The following is a 22,330-nucleotide window of genomic DNA, read 5'->3' as shown; positions in this document are numbered from 1 at the left end:
AGCGTTAGCTTCACTATCTATAGTCATATTCGCATTTAAATCGCCGACGGCTGGATTGCGGTGCAATCGAGGTTTTTAAGGCCCTAGTCGCAAACTTAAAGGGTTGTACTGAAATTGCCGATTCCTTCTGCATCAAACGGGCAAGTCCAAGGCGTTCGAGCGACAAAAATCTCCGCCCGTTTCCGCACCCCAACTGGTGCTAGCGGTTCGATTGCAATTTAGAGCGACGAGATGGCCTTTATCACTGCTTCTCGGCTCTGAACAGCGCCGGTTTGTAGATACTCCATTGCTTTGAGAGCAGCTTCATGGGCTTGGACAGATGACCCGCCAACGCAATCTTCTACTACGCGGCAGAAGTAGTCTGATTGGTGGCCATCGACGAATGTGTAGTGCACACAAACATCCGTCAAACCGCCACACAACAAAAGTGTGTCTATCTTTAAACCGCGCAGCAGGATTTCGAAATCGGTTCCAAAAAAGGCAGAATACCGTCGCTTCGGTACGATGTAGTCACCTTTGCGATATCCCATCTCATCTTTTGCAATTTCCGTTCTTGGATCACCTTCGAGACAGTGTATGTCTTCGTCACCATCCAGTTCCCTGCCGAAGTCGACCTGATCGGGACGATGGACTTCTTGGATGAAAATGACTGGCACATTGTAATCATGTGCGGCATCAACCAAATCACGCGCAGCGATCATGCGCTCTTTGTAGCCCGGCATGTTGTCGATATAGCGTACTTCGCTGTCATCAATAAACGTGCTCTTTTGAATGTCGATTACGATTAGGGCAGGTCTACCCTCGATCAGTTTCCTGGCTTGTTTGGTTTTAGTTGTCATGTTCGACCTCTAATTTGCCAGGTCGTCCTGAAGATACGCCGGTAATTAGCCGGGTCGTCCCAGCGGGCAGATCAAACTTGACTAAATGTGCAACTGATTACGGTCAAGGCCGTGCTGCATTGTTTTAGAATGAAAATTGTATACTCGCGCCCAGGGCAACATTGCCCGCAAATTGCCGTTAGGGGTTAAGTGTAGCGATGGTCTGTACCCAGCCCAGAATGGGCAGCTAAATACGGAATATAGCAATTCAGAAAAATTGTGACTTCCGACCAGCGGCTACTCAATTGCAGTGCGAAATGTTGAGGTAAGCCGTTTGTTCAAACCGTAATGAGGTTCGGCTGAAGAACCGTAGTGCAATTCCGCCAATGCAGCGATGTCATTGAAAATCACTACGGAGCCGCCTTCTTCATTCGCGTAAACTAGTAGTTTTTGGCAAAAGGCATCCAAACCAATTGCCGGAAAGCCCGCCATAGCTACGCCACCGGGTGCTGGTCCGCCGAACAGTAAAAGTACCGCCTCCGGCAGGTCCACCCCCAGTTGGGACGCTTCGGTCGCAAAATCGATTTCCCCAAACCAGACAGTATCGTCCTGCCCCATCACGGCTGTCCTGAGACGTTCGACTGCCTCTGGTACGCTGAGCTGAGATCGCAGTTCGATGACCCCATAGTCGGCAAACAATCCGCTGATTGGCGCTGGTGCTGCATCCAAGCCGTTCAGAACTTCGAGCAGCTTGCTTTCAAATGTATTTAACGCTTGGGTGTCATTCAGACCATGCCGCACTTTGAGAAACTGAGAGTCTGTATAGGCGATCTGCGGGCGATCATCCTGATCGAAGGAAAGAGCGCGAAAAGGAAGGTCCAAACCTGCTCGTATGTTCTCTTCCAGAATGGGCGTGTTTATCTCTGGATCAGAGAAAATGAGTACACGTGATGCTGGCATTACTACGCCTTCAGCTTTGGCCAAGCGCGCGTGATCTATCGATGCGATTGGAGTAGCTCCCGCTTCGACAACGGCAGTCTCAAGCTCTAAAAAGTTTTTGTCCACCGCAGTCTGGACAGATGACGATTGAGCCAGACCGGATGTCGAAACCGACGCAGTTGTAATGATCGAGAGAACAAAGAAAAACCTCAGCACTTTAACACTTCCTGTTTCATTGTACTTTTCTCAGGGAAACCGCCGCCAGAGCTGCAAAAGCTATCTCGGCCGCAAGGTAAAATAGAAGCAACCCGTTTGGAACTCCATCGATAAGAATGCTTAGCATGCGTCCAACAGCCAGTCCCGACATAAACAAAAACAGAACCCAAAGCGCAGGGCGTTGTAATTCTGGTTTCGAAGCAGCCGCCAACCAAAACAACGCGTTTGCCAGGTAAAGACCCATAATCGCTCGGAACACGTGGGTTTGGTTCGTCCCTTCCACTGGAAATCCCAGCAAAACTGGGATCGAACTGTCGGGCATCAGACCGTATGAAAACGCAATTGGCACGAGGCCGACGGCAGCAAGCAGAAGGACTATTCTAGCACTCATGGAGGACTCCTTCTCGTAGAGGTTTCGCTTTTTTGCGAAATTCCTAGTCGGTTTTTTTTAGGGCATCCGATGATTCGAGCCGGATGCCCAAACAGCACTCAGAAAGGCATATTGTATGCCTCATTAACCTTCTGAGAGATGACACCTTCGGTTGATGTCTATTCGTCAACTTAACCTTGGTTGGAAACCAGCTTCCCACTCGGAAGAATTCCTCTAAGGCTTCAAGATGTGCCTGGCGCTACTGCTGCTTTCGTTTGACCGAAATAATGCAGCCAGAGTGTTTTGGATGCCGAGCAGGTACATCCCGTGCCATTGCGTCCACGTTTCCGAGGTGCCGCAACGCTCCGTTGTTCAGCAACACGCCTCGCCCAGCATCATACCGGCGCTGTCCAAATCCGCTGGCTACGCATTCCCAGTCTTCCTTGGCTGCCGCGTCGCGGAATCTCGGTAGGTCGTGCGGGTCATGTCGTCCAGGTGTTGCTGCGACGTGATCGTGTTTCTTCGCATTACTTTGGTGGGTTACATGGTGGGTCACTTGTGTTGTGTCAGGTTGCTGGACAGTACCGGTTGTCGGCCTCGGCTTGGGGCGCATGATTGTCACGACGCCTTGAGGTTTCGGATGTCCTGGGACGGCCACGTGAGTTGCCGTCGGTTTTGGTGTCAACTGTGGAACCTGGCCAGGAACCGCCGTGGGAACCTGATTGGGGGTTGCGGTTGGGACAAGCGGTGGTGTCGCCGTAGTACCGCTGGGTTGCGGAACACGGCCGGGCACTGCGACCGGAATCTGGTTTGGTGTTGCAGTCGGGACGAGCGGTGGCACAGCAGTTTGTCCAGTGGGCTGAGGTGGGACCTGACCAGGAACTGCGACTGGTATTTGGTTTGGTGTTGCGGTGGGCACAAGTGGCGGCACCGCTGTTGGGCCGGTGGGTTGAGGCGGAACCTGGCCAGGGGTAGCGACCGGAACTTGATTGGGAGTTGCAGTCGGGACGAGCGGTGGCACCGCGGTGGGACCAGTAGCCAATGGCGGAACCTGATTTGGAACAGCTGTCGGAACCCGGTTTGGTGTCGCGTTTGGTGCCAGAGGCGGAGTTAGGGTCGGCGCTACTACCGGCGTGGGAACCTGACCAGGAACCGCTATTGGTGTCGCAATAGGAACCTGACCGGGAACTGCGTTCGGGACCGCGCCCGGCGCAAGGACTGGAACAGTAACGGACGTGGGCGTTTGCTGCGTTCCCTTAGGCGGCAACTGATTTGCCACCGGCTGAGTTGGGCCAGTAACTTGATTACCTGCCCCTTGCCCACCAGCCTGCCCGCATCCTTGGCTCGACTGGTGTGGGTTCCCTACGCCTCGGCACCACCCGTAGTGATTTCCGCGGGCAAAGACCTGAGTAGCGGCCAGTTCTGCAATTAGACAAGTTGCGGTAAGTACAGCAATTCGGTTCAGTTTCATAACATCCTCACCAACTTGTTGTCAGAGCAAGATACGCGCCAGGATCGCCAGAGTCGGTCAAAGGGCCGTCTCTCAAAGGGACACCGACATATCCGGACAGGAATAGATTTTGCTTAAACTCAATGTCCAACCCGAGACCTGTCGATGCCAGTGTAGCATTGTCAACTTCAAAACTCGCAGGGTCATTGTTCGAGATGTAACCCACGTCGAAAAAGGCAAAGGGTGTTAAGCGATGGATGCTCTGGGAACTGGGGAAGTAGGAATGAGACACTTCGAAAATCGCGGAAATCCCGGAATCACCATCCACTTCGTCAAAACGATATCCGCGCAAAGCGTAGCGATCACCAAGGAAGTACTCTTCGACAGAGGGCAGCCGGTCTGTTGTGTACTGCCCCCAGATCTCGGTGCGCCAAGCTGTGTTGGGCGACAAGCCCGTTAGTGGGCTTTCGTATCCGATGCCGCCTCGTAGATGCCAGAACGAAGAGTCCCCGTCGTCAAAATTCGCGTCTGTCGTTTCATTGTCATTATCGCCAAAAGATAAGGTTAGCCCCGCTTCCAGAGCTTGTCCCTTTGGATAGTTTTGCCCGTAAAGATAAGTAAGGCCAACGACACTCGCGTCACTGGATAATGGAACGCCGCCACTGACTGAGTCCGCTTTTGAAAGGCGATAATCCAGCAGAAAGTATCCATATCGGGCTACATCTCGGATTACGGGGTAACCCATCGCGACGGTGAAGTTCTCGCCGTCAATATCTGTTCTAGCAAAATTTCCTGAGAGGTCACGTTTTGCGTTTATGTTCCCGTAGAAGATCTCACCGTACAGACCATTACTGTTCAGCGGGGTGCGATAGGTAAGAGCGCCCCATAAAGAGTGTTCATCGTCTTTGTCCCAATTGTAATTGCCTGAACCCTCAAATCGCAGCAGATCCCCAACGGTCAGTGTCGAATAAAACTCTTGTACGACATAGAAACTGAGCGCTTCCCCAAGCTCACGCGGAGGGTTGTCTAGTGTCGCACTACCGGCTTGTTTGCGCAGAGGTTCTCCCAATACTCTCAGCCGAGCACCAGCCTGATCCGGGTAATCAAGTTCGGTCGACACGTCCAAATCGGGTATGTCCTCGGCTAGCATAACCGCCCGCTCAAATCGTTTTAGAGTTATTGGATATGCGGTGGTGAGGGGCTGAAAAATCTTCTCTAGTGTTTGGAACGTGCGAGTATCTACGCCTTCAATTTCGATGGTTTGAATGCGCCCTTCATCAACAATTATGCTCTGCCCATCGGGACCGGGCCAGGCCTCAGCCAAAAAGTAACCGTCTTCTCGGTAGATCTGAGTAATCGTTGATGCGACCTCCACCGCTGTGATGCGCCCAGACCGATTGAAGGCCAATTGACCGGCAAAAGTTAACAGCTCATCCGCATCATACACCGTTACGCCGCTGACCGAGTGCTGGGACGCGATGTCCCAGGTTTGGGCAATGCTACTTCTTGGAACTGATGCAGTGGCCACAAGAGTGCAAATGATCGCAAAAACAACTGAGCTGAATACGCGCATTTTTGACAACCTTAAAGTGACTGAGCATGTTGAAGTCCAATGTTATTATGTGGTTCGCATGTGTGAACCTGACGCTACTCGAATGTATTGATGGGTGATGTTTTTAAGAAACACAGTGAACAGAACGCAGATTTACTTAATATGCCGCAAATACGACGGCGCTCAATTACACAACCCGGCTTTTCAACAAGTTAGAGTAGAGAACTAGTAGAACAGTCCTCACAATTCCGGTTGCTCAAAAACATAAAGCCGCGATTTCTTGGCATCGTCTGTCAGGATATAGAGAAGCCCTCTGGTTTCATCGAGGGCGATCCCTTCGGGATGTTTAACTTCTTTTTGTTTTCCATCTTCTGTGAACGTCAAACTGATAGACTTTACGGACTTGGACTCTGGATTGTAGACGAAGATCTGACGGCTTTTGTCACTCACAATCCAAAGAGAACGCGAGGACCGGGACCATGTCAGGCCACTCAAATCCAGTTCATCATCATCTACACGCTCGGAGATAAAACCTGCATCGCGGGCTAAAGGAATGATCTCAATAATTTCGTCTAGCTCTGGCGATAACACCATTAACAACCTTGGTTGTCCCTCAATGCCAACGAAGACCCGCCCGGATTCCGGGTCAACGGCGATGCCTTCGGGTCCCTTGTTCAATGGGTTGCCGACGAGTAATGCAGCGGCGGTCGGGTAACCTTTAAGAGATGCGAGAGGTATTGTCGTCAGTTGAATGGGGTCAGTTGGGTGAACGACTAGGATTGATCGGTCAGTTTCTTGAAGCACCAAAACAGACCCATCTTTTCGAGGTGCAACACCCTCCAAATCTGATCCTGCCAATGCTGGTAACTTGAAAGAGTTTCCTAATACCCCGTCGACTCCGAGTAGGTGCAGTTTAGGTTCGGCATCACTTACAGACCACAAGAAGCCTTCAGCGTTAGACATTGCCAAACCGGAAGGCTCTGAAAATCCCTCTGATTTGTCTGCCACCTTGAATTTATCGACCAGAACCAAACCAGCACTTTCAGCGTAGGCAAAATCGGTCCAAGGCAAGAAGGCTGCCGCAACCAAGCTGGCCGTAAAAGCGAGTCGTCTAAGTTTGCAGAAACACCGTGAAATTTCAGCTTTTGACGAAAACACTCTGTTTTCTGTCATTGGATTCTCTCGCGCTTGGACCACATCCCTGTATCAGCGTTCGTATCACAGTCCGGATACGATGTCCGAAGAATGCACTGTAATCTCTTTACCTGATCCCGCCTGTTGCGATTGAATTGAATAGGGCACGATGTGCTTTTGTTAAGCTTAAGCCTTTGGCTTGAGCAGGAAGGAAGACAAGTTGAATACGACCCTCACACTTGTGACCGTGTTGTTGATGCTGCTGTTGCCAGGTGCTGCGGTGTCACAAGTCGACCCTGCGACGATGCTGGCCGGGGCTTCGGGGTCAGAAATCGTTATCGAACGCCGGTGGACGCAGTTTCGTGGCAAACAGGAACTGTATTTCTTTACTCTCGATGTGATCGTCACGATCATTCTGGCTGGCTTGATCGTCTATCATCCGGTGAGACGTAAAGCCCGTAGAAGCGTCCGCGACATAGTTATGCCAAGGCTTTTCTTCCTGTATGCGCTTATCGGCATGGCGGTTGGTTTTCTGGTGGTTCAGCACGGGTCAATGATCGGTTTTGTCATATTTGGAATCGGAGCGTTGCTCAGGTTCCGCTCCAATCTCGATGATCCGGTGGACACTGTCGAAATGATAATCGTGACTGTTCTTGGTCTTGCGGTCGGTTTGGGCTTGCCGCTGATGGCCACACTGGTGGCGGTTGTATGTTGGTGTTTCATTTGGCTCGGTGGACGAAACAAGGGTGTGGAAATTTCGCTCAAAGCTTCAGACGAAGAACACTCATTGAACGTCAGCGGTGCCATTGAAGCTATGGCCGCAGACGCTGGCTGGAAGCTGGTCAGAAAACACCACGTCCCCGGAAAGTCTCGCGTCTCATTGCTTTTCATCACCTCGGGAGGGCTTTCAGAAGCCCGGATAGAAGAGATGATAAACGATCTGGTCCCTGATAAAGTTGAGCTGAAACTCAACCTCTAGTCATTTCACAAGGTCTAAGCGTTTCAACACCGCATTCGGGGATCTGATCTCTTTCGGGAGCGACTTGAAGTTTATCGACCTTTCGAAGTCAGGGCCTCGATATACTGCTATCCCAAACTCTCCGTTCGGCTGGAACGTAACATGAGTGAAGCTGTGAGGTGATCTGGCGCTATCGCCAATAAGCCGCCGCGGACCACCTCCCAAACAAGCTTGAGAGACATAAGCCACACCGTCTTTCCAACCGGGGTAGAAGGCATGATGGTGGCCTGACAGATGCAAAACAACACCGCTTTCCAGATAGATTTTTTCAAGTGTAGGGTCACCGATGATTTCGCGTTCGCGCTGGATCGCGAACGGCCAAAGTGGGAGGTGACTGAAAGTGACAATCGGGTCCCCGTCTGCACCCAATTCCTGTAGCCGGTCCTGCTGGTCACCGGATAGCGGACCAAGGGTCGTTGCATCCAGAGACGCAAACACAATGCCCTGCATCTCAAACGCGTAGAAGAACGGGTAGTCATCTGAAACTAGGAAATCAACGTCTGGTTTTCTCGGAGCCCATTCCTCTGCGTATATTTTTCTTTCACGCTCGAACCCACGGTAAGCAGAGGCATCATGGTTTCCTGGCGTGACCGCAAATGGAATGCCGGCAGCCTCTAAAGGATCTGATACGGCCTCGTGAAACGCCTTCCACATCTCCCTGACCTGTTTGTCGGACAAGTTGGGAATGCGCTGTCCCGCGACCATATCTCCGGTCGAAATAACCAGATCTGGATCAATCTCGACTATCCGCTTAATCGCCTTGTCGACGCGCGCATCGTATTTTACCGAGCCATAGCTTCCGTTCAGATCCGATATTACGATGACATCCAAAGCCACGGCTTTGCAGGCGAGCAGCGCGGTCCAAATGAATGCCGCAAAGAGCGTAGAAAGCTTACGGGTCACTACAGTTCACCGCCTTTACTTCTGTGTCGCCTCTCAAAAAGAGTGCGACAGGATCCAAGTCGAACATCAAATCACCATTAGAACAATTGTCCTGGAGGATGGATGTTGCCAGCGCGGTGTTTTTTACAACTTGTGCAATCTGCCTATCTGACAACCCAAGGCTCTGCGACAACCATTCATAAACCGGGCCTTGCGATTGAAGGTCATTATTCAATGCAACCAAGCGCCGATACGTACTTGGAGAGAAGTGCCGCATTTTCTCTAGCATTTGAGTAGATTTTGCGAAATTGGCATACTCTACCCGCCCACCAGCATCGTTGTCGTTTAGATTGCTGCGACGGATCAATAATGCGTCGGCGGGAACATCTCCATCGTTTGGCTCATGGTGCTTGGCCTTCCTATGCTTCAGGCCTCCGTCTTCGACCCAATACCAATAAGGTGTGAAGTCTATGTTTCCTACGCGGTCCTGCTGGCTAAAGATGAAGTCGAGTAGAACAATCTCGGTGAGTTCTTGCATCCAAAATGCCATCTGTTGGTCACTGACATCGGGGCCGAGATCCTTGTTGATTATCCGGTCTTTTCGTCCTTCTCTGACGCCCTCTGCGATTGCCTCTGACAATGGTTTTGAAGAACGCAAAGCCAAGAAAGCGGGCGTTTCCTGAAAATCGCGGTTCTGACCTTTCCCCCAACCGGATTTACGGGTGCCGTTGATTTCCGAGCCGTATCGATGGCCAGGGCTATCAAGCAGCACACCGTATATTTGCGTGCGATCCGATGTGAATAGATCATCTGTCGGTTGGTATGAGTTCGGGTCGGTATCCGCAGCTGCGAAGACCCGCCAGCCTTCGTGGTTCATGCGCCCGCCATGAGAACCACCGGAAATCGCAAGGCCAGGCTCGGCGACCTCGGAAAAATGCGCCTGGGCGTCCATGCTACGCCAAACGGCGACTGGAACTTTGACAGTCGCGTCGAAATATCTGGAGAAATGATAGTAAAGCAGCGACGAGGTGGAAAACGTTCCGCTAGTGCCATTTTGGTTCATGGTGGACTTGAACTTGGCCACTCTTTCCTTGGCCAGATCTTTTGCCGACTTCCCCTCTTTGCAAGCGTTTCTCTCGAATTCAGAACGGTTCCCCGTGTAGGGTCCTTCCGAAATATCGTAGACTGCCATTCCTGGGCTGGTGCTCCAGGTTTTCGGGCAAATCGCAATTTCGGAGGCATAGAAATCGATCTCGCAATAGGCAGTTTCTTCTTCAAGATCGCTGTTCCTGTACTCGCCCGTTGGAACTTTTTCGATCCGAATACAGCGTTCCGTAACACCATTGGGACTATCAAATGTCGTGGCTTCACCTAGAACATCGTCGTTCGCCCACAAGACAGTGGGTGCAATGAGAGCAAGTGACCCCAGAAGATTGAACTTCATTTGGATAGTCCTCCCGGTATCATTTAGGGCAAATCGCTGCCTGTTGTTCGGTGGAGATTTTCAACTTGGGGTCGACACTAAAGTTGGAGAATTTTGAGTCGATCCACTGGTCGCACCCGCCTGAACATGGGGCCCCGTTTCGGGCATCATTCCAATATTCCTTGGCCCTTTCTTCTGTCCAACCGCAAAACTGAACGAGCGCCATCGCCGACAATGCACCTGAGGAATGAACCCCCCACATACAGTGCACCAGAACAGGGCCCTTTCCAGGGTTTTCAATCACCTCGTGTATGGACGCCATGACAGCACCGGGTCGGGAGGATCTGGCGCTTTGATAGTCAAAGGATCCGTTTCCACAACTGGTGCGACCGTATTCAGTGTTTTTGCCAAAGTCGGCATAAAACCCGGTTGAAAACCCTTCACCGCACAGAGTTTCGCGTTGACCCTCACTTAGGCCCGTTCGATCCTTGTCGCCGCCCTTGAAACCGGATCGATACAGGACACCGCTTAAGACCGGGCGAAAAAAAGCGACACCATCAACACCGCCGTTGCTACCCTTTGAAAGCAATTGACTGTCGCTTGGGCCACCGTTTCGACTGGTCACGTCAGAATTGGCAGCGGTTGCGAGAACACCAATGAATATGAGGGACATCAAAAACCGCATGCCAGCTCCTTCCTATTCTTGAGCACTTGATGGTTACACTCTTCCGACCTGATAATCTCTCGGAAGGGCTAGTTCACGATAACCATTTCAAGTGGGCGATTAGCTTTCCGCTGTGAAACTTTAGATGGGCCACACCAGATTGATGATAACAACGACTACGAAGTAGGCTAGAACAACTTTCCAGTTCCATTGGTGCTTGTTTTCTTCATTGATCACCCCCGCCGATTTCAATGCCATGTTTGTGATAACTAGAGCGGCGATGATGACCGCCGCATGTGCCAGGTCGAAATGCAAGTGTGAGCTCCTTCTTTCAGATTTGGGATTGATGGAATTTTGTCAGCAGTCACTTGATGGCAGCATTGCTACATCTGAGTACCTTCCCTCGGATGTCGTGATCCGAGCACATGCACCAGTATCCTTGTTAAACCAGTACGAGGTCAGACCTTCGCTTCGGATGAGTTCAAACCCGAGACTTTGAATGCCCATTTCAGCTTGGCCCGCTCTTGCCCCTTCAAATGAAGAAAGATCGCTAGAGCTGCCCACAGTAGGTGCACTTGCATCCACCGAACCGCTGCTCTCATCGCATGCTGCAAGCGCAGAAATGCACATCGTGCCTATCACCAATAGTACTTTGGATTTCATCTGTTTTTCCTAGCATTTTGGGGGTTACGTTTCGGGGTTTCTAGTCGATCACCTATTCAATTCCGAAAATTACGTTGTAGCTGACGGAAGAGTTGCTGCGATTGATAACCTCCACAACATGATCACCAGATTGCCAAAGCTGTCCTCGATACTCCTTGTCCGCCGACATCAATCCCAACAGTTCAGAACCATCGGGGTTACGAATAACGTAGTCCAAGGAGCCATTTCGCGGAGCAACGCGGACGTAGAGGAACTGTTCGTTTTTGGCACCCAGAACATATTGCTGAGAGGCGCCGGGCGCGAGTTCACCAACGAGTTCTGCGCCGGTGGAGCCAGCATCGAATTTGACACGTTGGCTACCGGTAGAACCGGCGGCGCCTGCCATTGCTCCACCGCCATCATCCATCGCTTCGACAACCGACATCTCGCCGATGCTTCCATCCTTGTACGCGATGCAGCGCCAAAGTGTTCCACCTGCGTCTCGCAGCATGACGAGCGTACCAGCTTCCGAGAACTGAGAGCTTTCAATTGTACCTGATTGACCGTCTGGTCCACCAACCTGCCGCAAATGGTCGATACACGCGTCGTCGGCTTCTGACATTGCAAAAGCAGCTGTGCCCGCGATTGCGAACATGGGTGCGAGGAGCTTGAGTAAAACGAGTTTCATCAGATGGTTCCCTGTTGGCTTGTCCTTACTGTTTTGTTCCGTGCAAAGCGGAACCTCACTTCGCGTCTCTTAACTTTGACAGAAATTCATCGCATGCCTGTGCGCTGCCGACGATCTCGCCCGTCGTTTCCATTCCTTGCAGTGACGCCATTTCGGAATTTACGCGGTTGAGGATCTGATCCGCTTGCTCGGCGGTGATCAGGTTCTCGGCTTGTGCTCCTTTCAATGTGGTGCAGACACCGGCGGACAAGCCTGTCGCAACGCCGACACCCACCGCGGCCCCGCCACCCAAGGTCATAGCCCCAACCACGCCGAGGACGAGCCCGATCACAATTCCCAAGATCACTTTTCCCATGCTTTCCTCCCTTTTGGTGAGACAGAAGTCCGCCTTCATTTCTGGTGTAAACTGCGAGCCCACCTGCAAATGAAAACCAGCGCCAAAATGTTGAGCACCGGTGCAATCGCCGCGAACCATGGCTTGGCGGACTCCGAAACTAAGTCCGCTACAAGTATCCAAGGTAGTCCCAACGGCAGTAGGAACGCTCCGGACAAAGGGTCTCGTTCCTGTCCCAACCAGCCAAATGTGCCCGTCAAGAATGCAACCAACGCCAACAGGTACAGGACCGAGAATACGATGATGGTGGTTCTACAAACCAAGTCGAGCCTCAGAAGACCAAGCCTGTGCTGCGCAGCCGATTTCAGCTACGCAGCAGACAGGTCACAATGCGCCTTCGTCGCCCAGGAACTCGATTCCAGCCGTTGCGCCATCACTGTAAGCAATGCAATTCCAAGGAGCACGATCCTCGCCTACGCCGACTGTGACCTGTGTTCCCGCCTCGCTAAACGCGGATGAGAGCACCACGACTTGCGAATTGTTCGTCGTGTTGGCTACATCTCGCAAACACGCCTGCTGAGCCGGCGTGAGTTCGGCGGACGCACTTGATGTACTCGTATCGTCGCAGGCCGCAAGCAGTGCGAAACATGTCGCGCCCGCAATCATCACCATCTTGTTGGTCATCTTCTTCTCCCTCTGGTTCCCTTGAAATTAGTGAAATTGGATGCGCTTGTTTGAAGCTCTCGCGTCTGTGCAGCCAATTGAACATACCTTGATCCTGTGACTACCTTTCCCAAAACTTGCCGCGGTGGGCTTGGTCGGCGGGACGATATTTCGTTGACTATCGGGGCCGACGTTAACGTGTGAAGGCCGAATGAAGTCACTAGCAAATGCTAGAGCAAACTCTGGAAAGAGGGCGAGTACGTTAAGTCTGAGCATCGCGTGCTCCCAGCGCTCAATCATTGTAAAGTGCCTTCCGACCGCCGGTACTCACTCCAGCAGTCGAAAGGGCTCGGCACAGCGAGCAGCAACGACAACAACGGAGGTAAAATAAAGTTGTGTCGAATTCGCATGTTTGAATCTAATTTGAAATAAATCAATATTTTTTCCGCGCGTAAATTTCTCTACGCTCTCGTACGATGGGCCTCTGCGTTCAAACAAAAAAGTAAGTGGGAGCTACGAGTGTGTTCCCCTGAGCGGCGAAGCGATTTGAGGCCGCACAAAAACAATGAAGGGATTGAAAGATGGGATTTGGTGAAGCCGTTAAGACGTGTTTCTCGAAATACTTCCAGTTCTCCGGTCGGGCTATACGCTCAGAATACTGGTGGTTCTTCTTGTTTGTGGTTGTCGTGAGTGCTGCCTTAGCTGTGCTGGATACGATTATATTCGGGACCAACCCCGAAACAGGCCAGGGATCTCGGGTCCTGTCCTCTGTTTTCCAGCTGGCTGTTCTCATACCTATGCTGGCCGCCGGTTGGCGAAGGCTGCATGATACAGGACGACCCGGCTGGTATTTGCTGCTGCCGATGGCGCTCAGCATTACAACGCTATTTGTTATGCTGGGTGGGGTAGCGTTCTTTTCGGTATTGGAGCAAGGGACCGAAAACCCCGATGCATTGCGAGGACCTGCGGCCGTCCTGGGCGTGACCGGTATTGTTGTTGTCTCAATCCTTCAATTGGTTCTGTCCATTCTGATGATCTGGTGGCTGACACGACCTTCCCAAGAAGGCGCAAACGAATACGGCGAACCTGTTTCCTGATCTGGCTGTCCGGGCAATTGGCTGGAACTTCTGCTGAACGACAGTGCGAACCGTAACTCAATGGAGAGAAAAAATGAGCTGCAAAACCATTTCCATTGGAATGCTACTGATGGCAGTGGCGACCACAGCATCAGCGGAGTGGTCGTTCAGCTCCGGGCCCAACCCCAATGCATTTATTCAGACAGGAAACATGACGCTGGAACTTCAGTGTGACCGTATTCGCTTTGCTCCGGCTGGATTCGAGGACAGCCAGGACATTGCGGACAAGCAGGGGCTTTCCATTCGTTTCTTGAAGAACGGCACCACCGAAGTTGGAGCATTTCAGGTTGGCGCAGAAAACGCTGCCGTGCAGATCGTCGACAACTATCCCGTCGAGGTCAGTTTCAATAGTCAGCCGGACTATGGTTTTGTTCTGGACCAGCTTGCGGCCAATGCATCGGTTAATCTGTCGATGATTGATCAAGATGTCAGCTACGGAATTTTTGACTTGAAAGGTTCCAGCGCAGCAATTCGGTCCCTTCGTTCTGCGTGCGATTCAGAAGTTAGCCAAGAGACCTCCTACGAAGCGCCCGAAGGCATCGTCTATTGTGGTGGCGGAACGGTGAAACGCGTGATCGAACCCGTAATTTTGGACAATCCAGAGGGGGAGTGGGACGCGCGAGTAGCGGTTAACGGCGATTCGATCAGAGCCATGACGGTCTACAGTTACTTCGGAAACTCTGAGCCGCCGGCGGGATTTGTTGTCGCCCTGCTTGGGGAAGACAGGTCCGAATTTCTGATTTTTAACGAAGGCTCGGCAAACTGGCTGGAATACGGGGACTACAGGTATGAACAATGCAACTGAAGCCACCTTCCAACCGGCTTCCCAATTGGCAAGCTACTTGAAACGTTTGGTATCTGCGATCCTGCTTGGTTCGGGCCTGGTTTGGACCTCACCAGTTGTCGCGGCTGACGTTTCGCAACTTCCAACCGGTTTGCGAGCAAAGGTTGATCTGGCGGCGCAGGCATGCGCGGAGTTCAACAACGGTCAGTTTGACATAGCCTGGGGCGCGGTTGAAAGGGTCGATCTCGACGGAGATCTTCAACACGAATGGGTTCTGAATGAGTCTGGTTTCGCGTGTTCAAGCGCCGCATCTCTTTTTTGCGGAACTGGCGGATGCATGTCGCACTTTTGGGTTAGTGAAGAGGTGCACTCCTTGCTCAACCAGGGCTGGACGGTTGTTGATTTTGGGCGTCAACGCGTTGTTGTCGCAGATATTCATGGATCCAATTGCGACGGAATAAACCCGACGCCTTGCGTCACGGCCAGTGTTTGGGATGCGGAAGCTAAGACGTGGCGCTCGTCTGCTGGCGATTGGGAGTGATCTGCATTTAGTCAGCATAGCGGTTGCTCCCGCCAAGTTCAGCGAATGACCGCGTTGAGTTGAACGCAGTCATTGTTCCTAAACGGACAATCGCTTCACATTGTTCGGATTAGTCTTCGCTGATGACCCTCGACGCAGTCGCTTCGTTGATAGCCAGAACAGTGTTGTACAGCGTAGCCAGCCGAAGAAGTGATTTTACGTCGACGTCGTGTGGCAACGCCGACAGTGGATCAATGAAAAAGATCAGTGTGTCGAGCTTCCCTTCGGCAATCATAGCGCCGATTTGAGCGTCGCCTCCCAACGGACCACTTTTGAGACGCGTGATTGAAAGGCTGACTTCATCCGCAATTCGCCCGCCGGTCGTGCCAGTCCCAAAAAGCTCCATTTTGCTCAGTGCGGTTTTGTGGTATTTTGCCCACTCGACCATTGTGTCTTTCATCTGATCGTGCGCCACAAGCGCGATTCGTTTGCGGCTGTTTGGACCGTCGCCCCCATTGCTCATGGTGCTTTCCTCGGTGTTGAAGTGTCCGTAGCCCAACTCCATGCCAGCGGAGACTTACGCTTAAGTGCGCCACTCAAATGCTGTCGCATTCTGTAGGAGGCATCCACGGTATTGCCGGATTCCAGGAGTGTAAGGATCTCAAGATGCTCAGTACATTGCTCTATCAATCGTTGATGGTTCACCTCGGCTCGGTACTCCATGAGGCGTCGCATTCTATTCACGCGTTGGAGTGCCATGAGAAAGAACGGGTTTCCGGACAACTTGATGAGCTCCTCATGGAACAAAGCCCCACTTTCTAGCAGCGCTTCTCCATTAACAGCGTCCATATCCATATCAAGCATTCCCTGCTGAATGCGCCGCTGTTCATCCAGGACTTTGTGATCGAGTTCAAACGAGGGCTCCAGCATAGCGGCTGGTTCTATCGCCATTCTGAACCTGTAAATCTCATCAAATGCCTCGGGTGTTTTTGCGACTGGAAGAAACCGCCAGCCGTAGCCTTCTTTGCGTTCGGCCCAACCTTCTCGAGAAGCGCGGATCAACAGTTCTCCGACCTTAGCTTTGGTCCAGCCGTACTTCTGCTTTAAGAACTGCTCAGTAACTTCTTCTGGAATTTCATTTGTTAGCCAATCGTTTGCAAGCAGTTGGTATTCGTCCAGCTCGCGTGGGTCGACAGTATCCAGGTTTTCTTTGATGGCTGGAGGCAACTTGTCGGCCACAAAGTACCCGCGGTTTTCCAGGCGGATGAGAACATTTTTTTCCTCTAAGGATATCAGCGCCTCGCGCACTGGGGTTCTGGATACGCCATACCTGTCGGCGACTTGCTGAGCGCTAATATGCTGGCCACCTTCAAGTGTACCCGCAACGATATCATGCAAAAGACGGTTTGATATCTTCTTTGACAATTCGCTGGCTCGCATCGGTACGCCTGACTCCTTTTGCCGCTCTCACCTACGTAGATTGCATCTGGCAGCTAACATACAGCCAAATTTTAGGTTTTCTACACGTAAAAAGCCAAAGGAAGGTGGATTTTACACTGCTGAGACGATGATGTTCGCGTAAATCGGATTGGTTTTATGACTGTTTGAGCGAAGTTCTTTCATTTCAGGTGAGTGCCGATTCTTCGAAAACACACAATAAAACATATACTTGAAAGGTATCGGGGAATAGCAAGTTCAACTATTTTGGTTTTTTCGATTAAAAAAAGCAAAATAAGATTGGCTTTTTACGCATCAATATGCAATCAAAATAGCCAGTGCGGGATTCGCGCTGAAAAACACTTGGAAAACTGGGGAGGATTACCCGTGTTCATGAAATTTACTCGCATCGGCGCCATTGCTGCTGCGGCAGCCGTTGCCGGCGTGACTGGCGCGTCCGCCGAATTCAAAGCTGAAAGCCCGCAATGCATTGCGCCCTCAAATCCCGGTGGTGGATGGGACTTCATCTGTCGGACAACAGCAAAGTATCTCTTCGATCTCGGGATCATCGAGGATTCGATGCAGGTTACCAATATGAGCGGTGGGGGCGGCGGAGTTGCGTTCGCGCATGTCACGAAAGAGCGCAACGAAGACAACAACCTTATCGTTGCGGCTTCTATGAGTACCAGCGCTCGAATTGCGCAGGGCATTTACGAAGGCGCCCAACAGGATGACGTGCACTTTCTTGCCACTTTCGGAGCTGAATATGGAGCCATCGCTGTTCCCGCAGACTCCAAGTACACCTCTCTGTCTGAGATGATGGAGGACATTGTCGCTGATCCAAAATCAGTTGGGATCGCGGGTGGTTCGTCTGTGGGCAGTTTTGACCACATCAAGCCCATGTTGGTCGCCCGCGAAGCTGGCCTCGAAGATGTTACCCAGATGAAATATGTATCGTTCGATGGTGGCGGTGAAGCCATGACCGGCCTGCTTTCTGGTTCGGTCGAGGCGCTGTCTGGAGATTTCTCCGAGATGCTGGGCTTCCTGGAGTCGGGTGATATCCGGGTAATCTCGATCCTGGCTCCTGAGCGTCTGAAGAATTATCCGGATATTCCTACTGCAAAGGAGGAAGGCTTCGACGTCGTTGGCGCGAACTGGCGCGGCCTTTACATGCCGGCTGGTGCAACTGACGAAGCTAAAGAGTTCTGGAAGAACGCGATCATTACGCTGACCGAGGATCCTGGGTTCCAGGCGGAGCTCGAAGCAGCTGCTATTGAGCCGTTCAACAACTTTGGCGACGACATGTACACCTTTGTTGAGGGCAGTATTGCGGACGTGACCAAGCTCTCGAAAGAGATCGGTATCATCCAATAAATGCCATGCGTGCCCAACCGGTCGCATCTGGTTGGGCACCTAAAATTAATTCCGGAAATCTGGGAGGAAACTATGAGTGACCGCATCTTCGGCGGTTTCGGGCTGGCCCTTGCGATATTCTATATTTGGGCCGCATCGATCATCAAAGACAGTTTCATGGTCGATGTCGTAGGTCCGCGCGCCTTTCCTTACATCGTGGGCACCGTTTTAGGCTTAACGTCGCTCTACTTCATTATCCGCCCGGATGAAGAGCCTAAGTGGCCAGGGTTGCGTGACTTTGCCGAGATATTGTTCGCCACTGCTGTGATGTTTCTGTACGCATGGTCTCTTTCCGAGATTGGGTTTGTTATCGCGACAACCTTTGCAACTGCCTACCTAACCTGGCGACTGGGAACCACTCCGCTTTGGTCGCTCGTCGTAGGCCTGCTGACAGCCATCGGTATCTACGTCGTTTTTCACCTAATCCTAGGCCTTGCTTTGGCCGAAGGACCATTGGGGTTCTGAGGAGTCGCCATGGAAACGCTTGCACTTCTTGTTGATGGATTCTCGGTTGCGTTGTCACCGCAAAATCTGTTCCTTGCTATCGTTGGATGCTTCCTCGGCACTTTGATGGGAGCATTGCCTGGCTTGGGCCCGGCAAATGGGGTCGCGATCCTCATTCCGATTGCCTTCTCGCTCGGGCTTGGGCCCATCCCATCTCTCATCCTGCTGACAAGTGTCTACTACGGCGCCATGTACGGAGGTCGAATTAGTTCGATCTTGCTAAACATCCCGGGCGATGAACCCGCGATGATGACGTGCCTCGATGGATATCCGATGGCAAAGAACGGTCAGGCCGGAGAAGCCTTGTCTTTAGGTGGCATCGCATCTTTCTTTGGGGCGTTTGTCGCAACAATTGGCCTGGTGATTTTGGCGCCACAGTTGGTCAAAATCGCGCTGCTTTTCGGACCAGCTGAGTACTTTGTCCTCTTTACAGTCGCATTTGCGACACTGGGTGGTGTGTCCTCTACGAACCAAGCCAAATCTGCTTTTGCAGCTGCACTAGGGCTGGGTATCGCGATGATTGGCAGTGATAGCCAAACAGGGTCGCAGCGCTTCACCTTTGGGGAAATCCACCTCTTCGATGGCATCGACTTCTTGATCGCTATCGTTGGATTGTTCGCACTGAGTGAAGTGTTGATTTTTCTCGAACATCACCGTGGCGGTGCCGTTGGATCAGCCGGCGCGACGAAAGTTGGGCGCATCTTGCCAGACTTCGGCATGATCAAGCGTTGCTTGCCTTCAATCGCTCGCGGCACTGGTCTTGGTTTCTTCTCAGGCGTCTTGCCAGGTGCCGGAGCATCGCTGGGCTCATTCCTTGCATACTCACTGGAGAAACAAAGCGTCGACCGGGATGGGAAATCTTTTGGAAAGGGCGATCCACGCGGAGTCGCAGCTCCGGAGGCGGGCAACAATGCTGCCGCTGGAGGCGCGTTGGTGCCGATGCTTTCGTTGGGCGTACCGGGCTCGGGGACGACCGCCGTACTGTTGGCTGTTTTGTTGCAACTTAACATTACCCCGGGACCACTGCTCTTCACAAAGAATCCGGACGTTGTTTGGGGCCTGATCGCGGCCTTGTTCATCGGCAACATCATTCTGCTTTTGATGAACGTTCCGTTGGTCGGGTTGTTCACACGCGTGTTGCTGGTGCCGACGCGCATTCTGATGCCTGTCGTCGCCATGATCTCGTTCGTTGGGATTTACTCGATAACTGGCTCCACCTTCGATGTAATGCTCATGGTTGGTTTCGGTTTTGCAGGCTGGCTTTTACGCAAGCTCGACGTGCCGCTGGTGCCAGTCATCCTGGGCATCCTTCTTGGCAACCAGATGGAAGTGAACCTTCGCCGCGCAATGACGATTTCGGACGGGGATTGGTTGGCGCTGGTGGGAAGCCCCCTCGCAATAATCCTCTGGCTTATCGCAATCGCAGGTTTCGTGTTGCCCATGTTTGTCGGCCGTCGGGTTAAGGACCGCATGGATGCGCAGCGCCATGACGAAGAGGCATCGGTGGGTGATTGAACCCACCGGATTTCAAGAATGACTGGCTTCGGCCAACAAGGAGACAACAGATGCGTATCATGACATTGCCCTGCGATGGCATCGGACCTGAAATCATGGCGGCGACTTTGGAAGTCGTTGAGGCCGCCAACAAGAAGTACGATCTGGGATTGACGTTTGAAGAAGAAGAGTCCGGTTTTACCAGCCTCAGAAACCACGGCATCACTCTGCGTGACGATGTACTGGAACGTGCGCGAACTGAGTTCGATGGGGTCATTTTAGGGACGCAGTCCCATATGGACTACCCGCCGGTCGTTGAAGGAGGTCGTAATGTTTCGGCCGGGTTCCGTATCGGCCTCGATCTTTATGCGAATGTGCGGCCGGCCCGCAGCCGTGACTTTCTACCAAACAAAGCGCCCGGGATGGATCTTGTGATCATGCGCGAGGCGACGGAGGGATTCTATCCTGACCGCAACATGTACAAAGGCGTCGGAGAAATGATGCCCGATCCGGACATGGCTTTGTCGGTTCGCAAAATTACGCGACACGGATCAATGCGGATTTGCAGAGAGGCTTTCAAACTGGCCATGCAACGGAAGAAGAAAGTCGCCGCGATACACAAGGCCAACTCTTTTCTCATGACCGACGGCCTGTTTCTGGAATGCTTTCGCGAGGTGGCGAAGGACTACCCTGAAGTCGAAACCGAAGAGTTGATTGTCGACGCATTTGCAGCGCTGCTGGTTCGAAAACCGCACGAATATGATGTTATCGTCGCGACTAACTTCTACGGCGATATTCTCTCGGACCTTGCCTCTGAACTGTCAGGGTCTTTGGGGCTCGCTGGGTCGATCAATGCAAACGCTGAAACGGGCTTATGCTGCGCACAAGCACAGCATGGTTCTGCCCCGGACATCCAAGGGCAAAACGTTGCGAACCCGACATCACTTATTCTCTCCGCCGCTATGATGCTCATCTGGCTCGGCGAGCAGAAGGGTAGTCCGAAGCTTATGGGGGCTGGGCAAGCCATTGCGGATGCAGTTGATGCCGTCATTGATGATCCTGCAAAGCGCACCCGTGACCTTGGTGGCACCGTAAACACCGACACCTTCGGGACGCTTGTGGCCGAAATGGTCTCCAAGGAAACGATCCCGGCGTGATTGGATCTCCCGGTGGGCAAGCGTGCCCACATCAACTGGTGGCGTCGCTCCTTGCGGCGTCACCCGTCTTTAGCTGGAGCAATTATGAGACGACCAAGATTAGCGTTGATCCATGCAACCCGCGTTGCGATTGATCCAATCGAAGTTGCGGCACGCGAGCACTGGCCGGAAGCAGAAACCATTTCGATCCTAGAAGAGGGGTTGTCTTTAGACAGGTCTAAGCAAGTCGAATTGTCCTCCGATCTTTTCCGGCGCATCGTAGACCTTTGCCGGTATGCGGAAGGCGCTGACGCAGATGGTGTACTGTTCACGTGCTCAGCATTCGGAGCCGCAATCGAAAGAGCAGATTTCGAGGCGCTCATCCCAGTCATGAAGCCGAATGAAGCGATGTTCGATGCGGCTTTCTCATACGGTGATCGCATCGCAATGATTTATACTTTTCCTCCAGCTGCGGCAGGTATGGAAGAGGAATTTCTAGATGCTGCTAGGGCGCGCGGCAGCAATGCGGAGATTAAGTCATACTATTGCTCTGGCGCGTTGGCTGCAAAGCAAGCGGGTGAAGATGAGAAACACAATCGCCTGATTGCGGAAACCGCATCAAGTATCGACGACGCTGACGTTATTCTTCTAGCCCAGTTTTCGATGTCTGACGCCGTTGAGGATGTCCGTAAGACAGTACAGATTCCAGTGTTGACCAGTCCACAGGCGGCGATTCACGAAATCCGACGGCGCGTCGAAGGCAATCAGTGAGGGCGGTTCAATGTTAATCGGTGTCATAGCGGACGATTTTACCGGTGCGAGTGATATTGCGAACACCTTGGCGAAGGGTGTACAGCCGGAAGGTGGGTTACGAACGGCTCAGTTTCCGGGTATTCCAACTACCCCGGCCGACGAGGAGATCGAAGCGGGCGTCATCTCGCTCAAGAGCCGCGCTGCACCGGTCAAGGAAGCCATTGCAGACAGTCTGAGTGCCTTGAGGTGGCTCGCTGACCAAGGATGCCAGCAGTTCATCTTCAAATATTGCTCGACCTTTGATTCCACGATGGAGGGAAATATCGGCCCGGTTGCGGAAGCGTTGGCCAATGAACTGGG

Annotated in this window: 23 protein-coding genes; 9 read left to right on the top strand and 14 right to left on the bottom strand. The window is 52.3% G+C overall.

Features of this window, described 5'->3' with window-relative positions; all coding sequences use genetic code 11:
• Positions 1 to 218: 218 nt before the first annotated feature.
• From ACR0JW_RS10935 to ACR0JW_RS10915, 5 genes are all read right to left on the bottom strand, one after another.
• On the bottom strand, positions 219 to 839 hold the full coding sequence (locus tag ACR0JW_RS10935; RefSeq protein WP_480713902.1) for a cysteine hydrolase family protein: 621 nt from the start codon (positions 837 to 839) through the stop codon (positions 219 to 221).
• 276 nt (positions 840 to 1,115) lie between these two features.
• Positions 1,116 to 1,973, bottom strand: coding sequence for a DUF302 domain-containing protein (locus ACR0JW_RS10930; RefSeq protein ID WP_480713901.1), 858 nt, complete (start codon positions 1,971 to 1,973; stop codon positions 1,116 to 1,118).
• 16 nt (positions 1,974 to 1,989) lie between these two features.
• A complete protein-coding gene (locus tag ACR0JW_RS10925; protein WP_170567614.1) occupies positions 1,990 to 2,364 on the bottom strand; it encodes a DUF4345 domain-containing protein in 375 nt (124 codons plus the stop codon).
• 1,457 nt (positions 2,365 to 3,821) lie between these two features.
• Positions 3,822 to 5,366 carry a ShlB/FhaC/HecB family hemolysin secretion/activation protein gene (locus ACR0JW_RS10920; protein WP_170334787.1) on the bottom strand — a complete coding sequence of 515 codons (1,545 nt, stop codon included), beginning with the start codon at positions 5,364 to 5,366 and terminating at the stop codon, positions 3,822 to 3,824.
• A gap of 219 nt (positions 5,367 to 5,585) precedes the next feature.
• Positions 5,586 to 6,518 (bottom strand): SdiA-regulated domain-containing protein, encoded by a 933-nt coding sequence (locus tag ACR0JW_RS10915; protein WP_170567616.1) that lies wholly within the window; start codon positions 6,516 to 6,518, stop codon positions 5,586 to 5,588.
• A 202-nt stretch (positions 6,519 to 6,720) separates the two neighbouring features.
• Between ACR0JW_RS10915 and ACR0JW_RS10910 the strand changes: the two genes are divergently transcribed.
• Positions 6,721 to 7,458 (top strand): DUF4956 domain-containing protein, encoded by a 738-nt coding sequence (locus tag ACR0JW_RS10910; RefSeq protein ID WP_480713900.1) that lies wholly within the window; start codon positions 6,721 to 6,723, stop codon positions 7,456 to 7,458.
• On the opposite strand, the gene ACR0JW_RS10905 is transcribed toward ACR0JW_RS10910, so the two are convergent.
• From ACR0JW_RS10905 to ACR0JW_RS10880, 6 genes are all read right to left on the bottom strand, one after another.
• Positions 7,459 to 8,400: a metallophosphoesterase family protein gene (locus ACR0JW_RS10905; RefSeq protein ID WP_480683004.1), complete on the bottom strand. Its 942-nt coding sequence runs from the start codon at positions 8,398 to 8,400 to the stop codon at positions 7,459 to 7,461.
• A complete protein-coding gene (locus ACR0JW_RS10900; protein WP_480713899.1) occupies positions 8,390 to 9,823 on the bottom strand; it encodes a hypothetical protein in 1,434 nt (477 codons plus the stop codon). Before ACR0JW_RS10900 ends, ACR0JW_RS10905 begins: the two co-directional genes overlap by 11 nt.
• Positions 9,824 to 10,607: 784 nt before the next feature.
• Complete coding sequence (locus ACR0JW_RS10895) at positions 10,608 to 10,781, bottom strand: hypothetical protein (RefSeq protein ID WP_170334800.1); 174 nt, start codon at positions 10,779 to 10,781, stop codon at positions 10,608 to 10,610.
• 400 nt (positions 10,782 to 11,181) lie between these two features.
• The gene (locus ACR0JW_RS10890) at positions 11,182 to 11,796 is read right to left on the bottom strand and encodes a hypothetical protein (protein WP_170575347.1); all 615 of its coding nucleotides are present in this window, start codon (positions 11,794 to 11,796) and stop codon (positions 11,182 to 11,184) included.
• Positions 11,797 to 11,851: 55 nt separating this feature from the next.
• Positions 11,852 to 12,271, bottom strand: a complete 420-nt coding sequence (locus tag ACR0JW_RS10885; RefSeq protein WP_170334806.1) for a hypothetical protein — start codon at positions 12,269 to 12,271, stop codon at positions 11,852 to 11,854.
• A 243-nt stretch (positions 12,272 to 12,514) separates the two neighbouring features.
• Positions 12,515 to 12,814, bottom strand: a complete 300-nt coding sequence (locus ACR0JW_RS10880; RefSeq protein ID WP_113790467.1) for a hypothetical protein — start codon at positions 12,812 to 12,814, stop codon at positions 12,515 to 12,517.
• A gap of 560 nt (positions 12,815 to 13,374) precedes the next feature.
• Here ACR0JW_RS10880 and ACR0JW_RS10875 point away from each other — a divergent pair.
• Entirely contained in the window at positions 13,375 to 13,890 is a 516-nt protein-coding gene (locus ACR0JW_RS10875; protein WP_170575351.1) for a DUF805 domain-containing protein, read from the top strand.
• Positions 13,891 to 13,963: 73 nt separating this feature from the next.
• Positions 13,964 to 14,734 carry a hypothetical protein gene (locus ACR0JW_RS10870; RefSeq protein ID WP_170825493.1) on the top strand — a complete coding sequence of 257 codons (771 nt, stop codon included), beginning with the start codon at positions 13,964 to 13,966 and terminating at the stop codon, positions 14,732 to 14,734.
• A gap of 88 nt (positions 14,735 to 14,822) precedes the next feature.
• Here ACR0JW_RS10870 and ACR0JW_RS10865 read toward each other — a convergent pair whose 3' ends face one another.
• The 3 genes from ACR0JW_RS10865 to ACR0JW_RS10855 all read right to left on the bottom strand — a co-directional run bounded on the left by ACR0JW_RS10865 (position 14,823) and on the right by ACR0JW_RS10855 (position 16,673).
• On the bottom strand, positions 14,823 to 14,978 hold the full coding sequence (locus ACR0JW_RS10865; protein ID WP_170685155.1) for a hypothetical protein: 156 nt from the start codon (positions 14,976 to 14,978) through the stop codon (positions 14,823 to 14,825).
• A gap of 385 nt (positions 14,979 to 15,363) precedes the next feature.
• Complete coding sequence (locus ACR0JW_RS10860; RefSeq protein WP_170825491.1) at positions 15,364 to 15,756, bottom strand: methylglyoxal synthase; 393 nt, start codon at positions 15,754 to 15,756, stop codon at positions 15,364 to 15,366.
• Positions 15,753 to 16,673, bottom strand: coding sequence for a GntR family transcriptional regulator (locus ACR0JW_RS10855; protein WP_170825490.1), 921 nt, complete (start codon positions 16,671 to 16,673; stop codon positions 15,753 to 15,755). The genes ACR0JW_RS10860 and ACR0JW_RS10855 overlap by 4 nt, the downstream gene beginning before the upstream one ends.
• Before the next feature lie 264 nt (positions 16,674 to 16,937).
• Between ACR0JW_RS10855 and ACR0JW_RS10850 the strand changes: the two genes are divergently transcribed.
• The 6 genes from ACR0JW_RS10850 to ACR0JW_RS10825 all read left to right on the top strand — a co-directional run.
• Complete coding sequence (locus tag ACR0JW_RS10850; RefSeq protein WP_480713898.1) at positions 16,938 to 18,044, top strand: Bug family tripartite tricarboxylate transporter substrate binding protein; 1,107 nt, start codon at positions 16,938 to 16,940, stop codon at positions 18,042 to 18,044.
• 72 nt (positions 18,045 to 18,116) lie between these two features.
• Complete coding sequence (locus ACR0JW_RS10845) at positions 18,117 to 18,548, top strand: tripartite tricarboxylate transporter TctB family protein (RefSeq protein WP_039522583.1); 432 nt, start codon at positions 18,117 to 18,119, stop codon at positions 18,546 to 18,548.
• Between the two features lie 9 nt (positions 18,549 to 18,557).
• Complete coding sequence (locus ACR0JW_RS10840; protein WP_480713897.1) at positions 18,558 to 20,102, top strand: tripartite tricarboxylate transporter permease; 1,545 nt, start codon at positions 18,558 to 18,560, stop codon at positions 20,100 to 20,102.
• Positions 20,099 to 21,238 carry an isocitrate/isopropylmalate dehydrogenase family protein gene (locus ACR0JW_RS10835; protein WP_480713896.1) on the top strand — a complete coding sequence of 380 codons (1,140 nt, stop codon included), beginning with the start codon at positions 20,099 to 20,101 and terminating at the stop codon, positions 21,236 to 21,238. Before ACR0JW_RS10840 ends, ACR0JW_RS10835 begins: the two co-directional genes overlap by 4 nt.
• 84 nt (positions 21,239 to 21,322) lie before the next feature.
• Positions 21,323 to 21,988: an aspartate/glutamate racemase family protein gene (locus ACR0JW_RS10830; protein WP_480713895.1), complete on the top strand. Its 666-nt coding sequence runs from the start codon at positions 21,323 to 21,325 to the stop codon at positions 21,986 to 21,988.
• A 10-nt stretch (positions 21,989 to 21,998) separates the two neighbouring features.
• Positions 21,999 to 22,330: four-carbon acid sugar kinase family protein (locus tag ACR0JW_RS10825; RefSeq protein WP_480713894.1), on the top strand; the 332-nt coding region annotated here is incomplete at its 3' end.

This window comes from Ruegeria sp. BG6 (assembly GCF_056538465.1).
Note: the sequence above shows the minus strand (reverse complement) of the source record. Positions and strands in the feature narration are given on the sequence as shown.